Source organism: Martinezella sp. CNPSo 3732 (assembly GCF_057784515.1).
Genome location: NZ_JBXSOO010000026.1, coordinates 83,010 through 90,650, shown reverse-complemented (window position 1 = coordinate 90,650; position 7,641 = coordinate 83,010). Strand labels below are relative to the sequence as shown.

7 protein-coding genes and 1 pseudogene are annotated in these 7,641 nt (G+C 61.7%); 4 read left to right on the top strand and 4 right to left on the bottom strand.

Going from position 1 to position 7,641, the window contains the following annotated elements:
• From AC13RM_RS29050 to AC13RM_RS29035, 4 genes and pseudogenes are all read left to right on the top strand, one after another.
• Positions 1-346, top strand: a pseudogene (locus tag AC13RM_RS29050) (ABC transporter substrate-binding protein); the annotation flags it as partial.
• A gap of 97 nt (positions 347-443) precedes the next feature.
• The gene (locus tag AC13RM_RS29045; protein WP_371864856.1) at positions 444-1,349 is read left to right on the top strand and encodes a carbohydrate ABC transporter permease; all 906 of its coding nucleotides are present in this window, start codon (positions 444-446) and stop codon (positions 1,347-1,349) included.
• Positions 1,339-2,193, top strand: a complete 855-nt coding sequence (locus AC13RM_RS29040; RefSeq protein WP_488555986.1) for a carbohydrate ABC transporter permease — start codon at positions 1,339-1,341, stop codon at positions 2,191-2,193. Before AC13RM_RS29045 ends, AC13RM_RS29040 begins: the two co-directional genes overlap by 11 nt.
• A 32-nt stretch (positions 2,194-2,225) precedes the next feature.
• Positions 2,226-3,293: an ABC transporter ATP-binding protein gene (locus AC13RM_RS29035; protein WP_440478163.1), complete on the top strand. Its 1,068-nt coding sequence runs from the start codon at positions 2,226-2,228 to the stop codon at positions 3,291-3,293.
• Positions 3,294-3,329: 36 nt separating this feature from the next.
• Here AC13RM_RS29035 and AC13RM_RS29030 read toward each other — a convergent pair whose 3' ends face one another.
• The 4 genes from AC13RM_RS29030 to AC13RM_RS29015 form a co-directional block, all read right to left on the bottom strand.
• Complete coding sequence (locus AC13RM_RS29030) at positions 3,330-4,622, bottom strand: ABC transporter permease (protein WP_488555985.1); 1,293 nt, start codon at positions 4,620-4,622, stop codon at positions 3,330-3,332.
• Complete coding sequence (locus tag AC13RM_RS29025) at positions 4,619-5,305, bottom strand: ABC transporter ATP-binding protein (protein ID WP_488555984.1); 687 nt, start codon at positions 5,303-5,305, stop codon at positions 4,619-4,621. The genes AC13RM_RS29030 and AC13RM_RS29025 overlap by 4 nt, the downstream gene beginning before the upstream one ends.
• A gap of 4 nt (positions 5,306-5,309) precedes the next feature.
• Positions 5,310-5,774 carry a hypothetical protein gene (locus tag AC13RM_RS29020; RefSeq protein ID WP_488555983.1) on the bottom strand — a complete coding sequence of 155 codons (465 nt, stop codon included), beginning with the start codon at positions 5,772-5,774 and terminating at the stop codon, positions 5,310-5,312.
• A 74-nt stretch (positions 5,775-5,848) separates the two neighbouring features.
• A complete protein-coding gene (locus tag AC13RM_RS29015; protein ID WP_440478159.1) occupies positions 5,849-7,603 on the bottom strand; it encodes an alkaline phosphatase in 1,755 nt (584 codons plus the stop codon).
• Positions 7,604-7,641: the final 38 nt, after the last annotated feature.

Sequence of the window (7,641 nt, the reverse complement as noted above, 5' to 3'; positions counted from 1 at the left end):
GGCCGGCTCGGGCTGGGGTATCTCCGCCACCAGCCAGCATAAGGATGCCGCCTTCAAGGCGCTGCAGGTGCTGACAGGCCCCAAGGCCGCGGAAATCCTCGGCGCGGCCGGACGCGCATTGCCCGCCCGGCTTGCACAACAAACCGCCTGGTATGACGGCGCGGCCAAGAATGTCAGCGGTACCCGCGATACGCTGCAATATATATTTGCCCACACCACACCATTCCGCATCAACGAGAAATGGAACCAGTTCGAGAATCTGGTGATGCAGTACGTGCCGCTTGCACTGACGGGAGACTCGAAACCCGACGGCGTATTAAGCGACATTCAAAGCCAGCTACCATAGACCGGGCGTCTCGTCGGCCTGCGGCCGGGCTCATCGGCTCGACCGCAGCGCCATCGCCGGAAAGGAGAGGCCCATGATGCTGGGCAAGCACACCGACATGATCGCAAGACCAAGGCCACGCTCGCGCAAATGGTTCAGAGGCGAGGGATGGACGGCCCTGTTCTTCCTGCTGCCGGGCCTGATTGGCATCGTCCTGTTTCTCGTCTTGCCGATCCTGGCGTCGATCGCGCTCAGCTTCACCAATTGGCAGCTGCTCGGTACGCCGCGTTTCGTCGGCATTTCCAACTATGTGCGCCTGTTTACGACCGACCCGCAATTCTGGACGGTCTTGCGCAACACCCTCTTCTTCACCGTCGAATATCTTGTACTGAACATCATCATCTCGTTGGGGTTGGCAACTTGGATTTCGAGCCTGAAGATCGGGCAACGCTGGTTCCGCGTGATCTTCTTTCTCCCGACCTTCACCCCGCTGATTGCGGTCGCCATGGTCTGGATGCTGATCTTTACGAGCGGCGGGCTTTTCGACAGCCTGATGGCCTCGTTGTCGCTGCCATTGTCGGGCGTGCTGAACGATCGCACGCTTGCCATGCAGGCGGTCGTCCTCACCTCGATCTGGGCCGGCGTCGGCTACAATACCGTTCTCTTCAACGCCGCGCTCGACATGGTGCCGGCAAGCTACCTCGAAGCAGCCCGCATCGATGGCGCAACGGCCTGGGACCGCTTCTGGAAAATCCGGCTGCCGCTGATTTCGCCGACGCTGTTCTTCGGCACCGTCATGACGGCGATCACCTCGCTGCAGGTCTTCGACCAGATTTTCGTCATGACCAAGGGCGGGCCGGGATCATCGACCGCGACGCTCGGCTATGCCATCTACCAACGGGGTTTTCAGAACTTCCAGATGGGCTACGCCTCGGCCATCGCCTGGGTGATGTTCGCGCTGATCATGGCGCTGACGGCCCTGCAATTCTGGTTCCAGCGCAAATGGGTGCATTATGACGCTTAAATCCGAAGCTAAAGAGCGCCGGAAGCTGGTGCTCGATGTCGTCAATCACCTGGCAATCACGCTCGTCGCCATCGCCTTTCTCTTTCCCTTCTTCTGGATGGTCTCGAATGCAGTGCGCTCAAATGCCGAGGTGACGGCGATACCTCCGCGCATCCTGCCCGAAGTCTTCGAATGGGGTAACTTTGCCGCCGCCTGGACCCGCCTGCCTTTTGGCCGTTTCTTCCTCAACAGCGCCATCATCGCGATCTGCGTGACAGCGATTACTGTCGTCGTCTCGTGCCTTTCCGGCTATGCCTTCGCGCGGCTGAAATTCAGGGCGCGCGAAACGCTGCTGCTCGGTTATATCGGCACGCTGATGGTGCCACCGCTGATGCTCATCATTCCGCTGTTTCTGATCGTCAACAAGCTCGGTCTGGTCAACACCTTCCCCGGCGTGATCCTGCCGATCTCCTTCGGCACCTTCGGCGCATTCCTGATGCGGCAGTTCTTCCTCTCCATTCCCATGGAACTCGAGGAAGCCGCCAGGATCGACGGCGCTTCCCGCCTGCGCATCCTCGTCAGCATCATCGTGCCGCTGTCGATGCCGGCCATCGGGCTTCTGTCGCTCTTCACCTTCATCGGGCAATGGAACAACTTCCTCTGGCCGCTGATCGTCATGACCGGTGCCGACAATGCTACCCTGCCGGTCGGCCTCACCCTGTTCCAGACGCAGCAAGGTACGCAGTGGAACTATCTGATGGCGGGTGCCACGCTTTCCATGCTTCCAGGAGTCTTCCTCGCGATCATCCTGCAGAAGCTCATCTACAGTAGCATCGCCCTCAATGCGGGCATGGGCGGGCGCTGAAGCGCCGGCCTAGATTTTCGGGAGAGAAATCCATGGCGAAACTGACCATTCGCAACGCCATCAAACGCTACGGCGCGCTTGAAGTGCTGCACGGCGTCTCCGTCGCCGCACAGGATGGAGAATTCGTGGTGCTTGTCGGACCCTCGGGCTGCGGCAAATCCACCCTGCTGCGGATGATCGCCGGGCTGGAAGGCATCAGCGACGGCGAGATCGAAATCGGTGACCGCATCGTCAACGATCTCGAACCCAATGAGCGGGATATCGCCATGGTGTTCCAGTCCTATGCGCTCTATCCGCACATGACCGTGCGCGACAACATGGCCTTTTCGCTGAAGCTTGCGCGCCGCAGCCGCCAGGAAATCGAGCAAAAGGTGAACGATGCCGCAGCGATCCTCGACCTTGCCGCGCTCCTCGATCGCTATCCCCGACAATTGTCCGGTGGGCAGCGACAGCGCGTGGCAATGGGGCGCGCCATCGTCCGCAATCCAGCGATCTTTCTTTTCGATGAGCCGCTATCCAATCTCGACGCCAAGCTGCGCGTGCAGATGCGCACCGAGATCAAGACGCTGCACCAGCGGCTCGGCACCACCATGGTCTATGTGACGCACGACCAGATGGAGGCCATGACCATGGCCGACCGCATCGTCGTCATGCGCGGCGGCCACATCGAACAGGTCGGCTCGCCGCTTGACATCTACGATGCACCGGCCAACAGCTTCGTCGCCGGCTTTATCGGATCGCCGTCGATGAATTTTATCGATGGCCTTGTCATCGACCGAAACGGGACCTTGGGGCTGCAGGACGCGGAAGATCTGCATTGGCCGCTGCCGGAAAGTGCCCGCCGCCACCTCGGCCGCTCCGTCCAGCTCGGCGTCCGCCCGGAACATATTGCAGTCGATACGGACGGAGTGCAGGCCAAGGTCATCATCATCGAGCCGACGGGCTCGGACACGCATCTGCAATTGCAGGCTGGCGCTCAATCCATCGTCGCAGCCGTCAGGGACCGCCCCTCCGTCTCCCCCGGTCAGCCGATCCAGCTCAGGATCGATCCGGCAAAAGCGCATCTGTTCGATCCAACGAACGGCCTGCGCCTGCATTGACCCCATCTTGCCGCCGAGGGCCGCAAGACCGGTTCATCACGCCCGCAGCGCCGCTGCGGGGCTGGAGCGCAGAGCGCTGAGAGCGGGAACGATGGAGATGACGGACGCAACGGCGGCGAAGCCGCCGACAAGCCAGAGGTCATCGAAGATGAAGCCGACAGGCAGGCGGACGGCGGTGGAAGCGGCAAGCCGCGCCGAAATCGTCAATGCTGCGAGATAACCGAGGACGATGCCGAGCAGGATGCCGGCCGCGAACAGGATGAAGAGCTCGCCCCAGACGAGCGCGACGATCGAGCGGACCGGTGTTCCAAGCGCCCGCAGGGCGCCGATCTGCCGGCGTCGTGAGCCGACATGCATGATCGTGACGAGCACGATCGCGGCAATCACGATCGCCTGCGTGCCGAGCGCGATCGCCAGAAGCAGGCTGCGGGCATCGCCGAGTGTCGCATAGAGCCTAGTCAGCACCTCGGCCGGGAAAATGCCGAGCGTCGTGCCCGTGCGGTATTCCTGCCGCAAGCGATAGGCATCGGCAATCGTCTTCGGCTTGACGAGAACGGCCGGAATGCCAGGCGTCTGCGCGTCGAATTGCTCGTCGAGCGGTGCATCGGCATCGACATGACCATGCTCATGCTCATGGCCTTCTTCGCGGCCGTCGGAATGCTGATGCGGTTCGGCTGCGTCATGCACACTGGCTTCGTCGCCATCATCGTCGTGATGGTCCGCGCCATGCATGCCGTGCAACTGCCAGATGGCACGGATCGGCACCAGGATGGCGCGATCCCAGGCTGTTCCCGTCGGCGCCATGCGGCCGGTGACCTTGTAGGCAATCGCCGTATGAGTTTCGCCACCGGTCTCGGCCGTACCATGCATCGGCTTGACTTCCGCGCCGGTCGACAAGGCGACATCGGAGCCGACCACCGCTTCGCCGAGGCGCGCGAACATCGCGCCCTGCGAGAGCGAGGGCGAGAGGGACGAAATGAGGCCCGTGGTCGTGCCGACGATCGGATGCCCATATGCGGAATCGCCGAAGCCGACCGGTGCCGCCAGTTCGACACGCGGATCACTGGCAAGGCGGGACAGAACGGTACCCTCCATCAGCGGCAACGACGCCGGCTGCAGGAAGACGGCGGAAAGCGCCAGCTGCGTCTCGCTGCCGGCGGCACCCACGAGCAGATCGAATTTTTCCGCAGCGCGCGCGCTGCCGAGCCGGACAGCTCGTTCCTGCAGCGTCACCGTCACGCTCAGCGCGACCGACAAGGCAATCAGCACCACGACGGCCAGCGCACCGCTCCAGAAGCGTCTGAGGTCGGCAAGGATGAAGGTGATCATTGCGCGGCAACCTCTTGGCTGTCTTCCTCGATCCGCCCGTTTACCAGATTGATGCGGCGGCCGAGGCGCTCGGCGAGTGTGGCGTCATGCGTGACGACGACAAGCGTCGTCCCCTCCTCGGCCGAAAGCTGCAGCAGAAGTTCCGCAACCTCATGGCCCGCCTGACGATCGAGGCTGGCGGTCGGCTCGTCAGCGACGATGACGCCGGGGCGCGACAGCAATGCGCGGGCAACGGCAACGCGCTGCATCTCGCCGCGCGACAAGGTTTCGACCTTCTGTTGCGGTCGGGCGATACCGGTGACAGACAGCAGATAAAGCGCACGTTCCCGTTCGTTGGAGGCAAGACGCCGTGTCAGCTTGATCGGCAACACGACATTCTCGAAGGCGGACAAGCCGGGAAACAGATGAAAGTCCTGCATGACGAGGCCGATATTGCGGGCGCGGAACGCATCGCGCCGGCCGGACGACAGGCGCGTGATCTCCGTACCGCTCCAGGATACGCTGCCATTTCCGACATCTTCCAAGCCGGTAATGGCATTGACGAATGTGCTTTTGCCGGAACCCGAGGCCCCGGTGATCGCAAGCCTGCCGCCCGCCTGCAGATGGAAGCGGTCGATGGTGAGAACCGGCGCGGCCAGGCCGGGGAACTGCATTTCAAGACCGGAGATATCGAGCGCAAGCATGTGCTCAAACAGTCCTGAACGATGCGTTGCGGAGACGCAGCTGGCTGATGAAGCCGGTTTCCGGATCGGTCCAGGAGCCGAATTCCAGCACACCCCGCGCCGCGATCGGCGCGTTATACTGAACGAATGTCTGCTTGGAAGAGAGATAGACGACCATGATATTGTCGGGCCAATCGGCATCGGAAGAGCAGAAGGGGCAAAGCGACATCGGGATTTCCGTGAGCACGAAGAAAGCGGCCTCCGCCTTCAATGGCGGCGCCATGAAGCCATTGATGGCAACTTCCTTGCCGCTCAGCTGCTTCACCTTGTCGGAAAATTCGAGCCCGAGTGGGCCGAAGCTCTTATAGAGCTCGCCAAAACCCAGTGTATCTGAGGCATTCGCGCGTGTCACAATGCCCATGACAGGCAAAGCCGCGGCAGCCGCCAAAAAGCCTCGACGATCGATGGTGGCGATCCTGTCCCCGGACATCGCGTACCCCCATGAAAGATGAAGAGACAGGCGGCCTCGAAGCCGCCTGTCCATGGTATACGATCTGTAACAACTTACATCTTTTCGGTGCCGAGCGCGAAGGTATCGGCCAGCACGCGATAGACGTCGCTCTGTTCCAAGTAGCCACGGAAGCCTTCGGCGCCCGGGCCCGCTGCCTGCAGCACGACATCGTCGACGGCGTGGACACCGCTGTCCTCGTCCCGCGGAATATTGCCCTGGACGAAGACGGCACCGGGCACGTCCTTATAGGCTTCGTTGGCGACATATTCCTTCTTTTCGTTTTGAACAGCCGGAACAAAAGGACCATCGAGCTTTGGACGGAAGGTCTCGTAGTGATCAGGGCCGTTATTGGCGGCCATGAACAGGCGACGCGAAACGTCGACGCGATCCGGATAGCCGTCGCCATCCTTGTCTTCGTAGTTCGGGAAGCCGGCAGCGGCATAGGTGCCGACCTTTTCGCGCATTTCGGTACCCGGCTTGTTATCGTCGACGGTGCCGATGATCGAGACGCCATGCGTGTGGTCGCCGGTGACGACAATAAGCGTATCCGGGTTCTTTTCCTGGAATGCGTGGGCAACGGCCACGGCCTTGTCGAACTCGATCGTGTCGACCAGTGCACGATCCCAGTCGAGCGGATGGCTCATCTTATCGATGGAGGCACCTTCAACCACGAGGAAGAAACCGTCCGGGTTCTTGGCGAGCTTGTCGAGCGCGACCTTGGTCATGTCGACCAGACCGGGCTGGTTCGGGAACTTGTCGACGGTGCCCTTCTTGAGGAATTCGCGATCGAGCGCGACATCGAGGTTGCCGGTGTGGAAGAGACCGAGCAGCTTGCCCTGGTTGGAGCCGGCAGCTGCGGCCAGTTCGCTCTTGTCGGTGGCAACGGCATAGCCGGCATCCTTGAAGAGCGCGATATAGTCCTTGTCGTCCTTGCGCTTGGAGCCCGGAACGCTCTTCGCCAGGAAATAGGCCGAGCCGCCGCCGAGCAGGACATCCGGCTTGACGTCGTACATCATGCCGACGATCTCAGCCTTGTCGCCACGCTTGCGCGTATGGGAAACGAGCGCTGCCGGCGTCGCATCTTCGACTTCGGCCGTGGTGACGATCCCGAGCGACTTCTTGCCCGTGCGGCGCAGGGCCTCGCCGATCGTTTCGACCTTCGGGTCGTCTAGGCTTGCCGGCGTGCGGTCGGCATAGACGCCGAGTGCGTTTACCGCCGACTTGTGGCCGGTCATGTAGGCCGACATGGTGTTGGCACTGTCGGTGGCAATCGCCGAGGTCGAGGACGTGCCGATGAAGGCAACCGGCGGGATGTCGTCCATGGCGAGGCGGCCATTGGCCTTGCCTTCGGTCATGCCCTTAGACATGAGGCGGGCGCCGGTGCGATGCGCAACCGAGAGACCGTCGCCGAGCAGGAAGATGATGTTCTTGGCCTTCGGCATGGCCGATGTGCCATAGACATCCCAGTTGACGGACTTCTTCTCGTCGCCGGCCAAAACCTCGACCTTGTACTGGCCGGGCTTTGCGAGCTTGACGCCACGCAGGATCAGGGCGGACCCAAGAACCTTGTCTTCAGTGCCCTTTTCTTCTGCGACGAAATCAGCCGCCTTGCCGAAAACCGCATCGTAGCTTTCGCCGTTGACCGTGACCTTCACGTCTTCCGGCTTCACAACCTTGCTGAATTCCACCTTGAAATCGAACGGAGAGCCGGCGAGTACCGTTGCCCGGTCCAACGGATAGACTGTCGCTGCATGGGCTGCGCCGGACATTACGGTCGCAGACATCATGGCGAGAAGAAGTTTACGCATTTATACCCCCTGCGTTTGGTTGCTTCCCGCCTCCCACT

What these genes read in the sequence shown, in the direction of transcription:
- AC13RM_RS29025 (WP_488555984.1), bottom strand. Translation starts at nt 5,305, where the DNA reads ATGCTTGCGCTCGATATCTCCGGTCTTGAAATGCAGTTCCCCGGCCTG.
- AC13RM_RS29020 (WP_488555983.1), bottom strand. Translation starts at nt 5,774, where the DNA reads ATGTCCGGGGACAGGATCGCCACCATCGATCGTCGAGGCTTTTTGGCG.
- AC13RM_RS29035 (WP_440478163.1), top strand. Translation starts at nt 2,226, where the DNA reads ATGGCGAAACTGACCATTCGCAACGCCATCAAACGCTACGGCGCGCTT.
- AC13RM_RS29030 (WP_488555985.1), bottom strand. Translation starts at nt 4,622, where the DNA reads ATGATCACCTTCATCCTTGCCGACCTCAGACGCTTCTGGAGCGGTGCG.
- AC13RM_RS29045 (WP_371864856.1), top strand. Translation starts at nt 444, where the DNA reads ATGATCGCAAGACCAAGGCCACGCTCGCGCAAATGGTTCAGAGGCGAG.
- AC13RM_RS29015 (WP_440478159.1), bottom strand. Translation starts at nt 7,603, where the DNA reads ATGCGTAAACTTCTTCTCGCCATGATGTCTGCGACCGTAATGTCCGGC.
- AC13RM_RS29040 (WP_488555986.1), top strand. Translation starts at nt 1,339, where the DNA reads ATGACGCTTAAATCCGAAGCTAAAGAGCGCCGGAAGCTGGTGCTCGAT.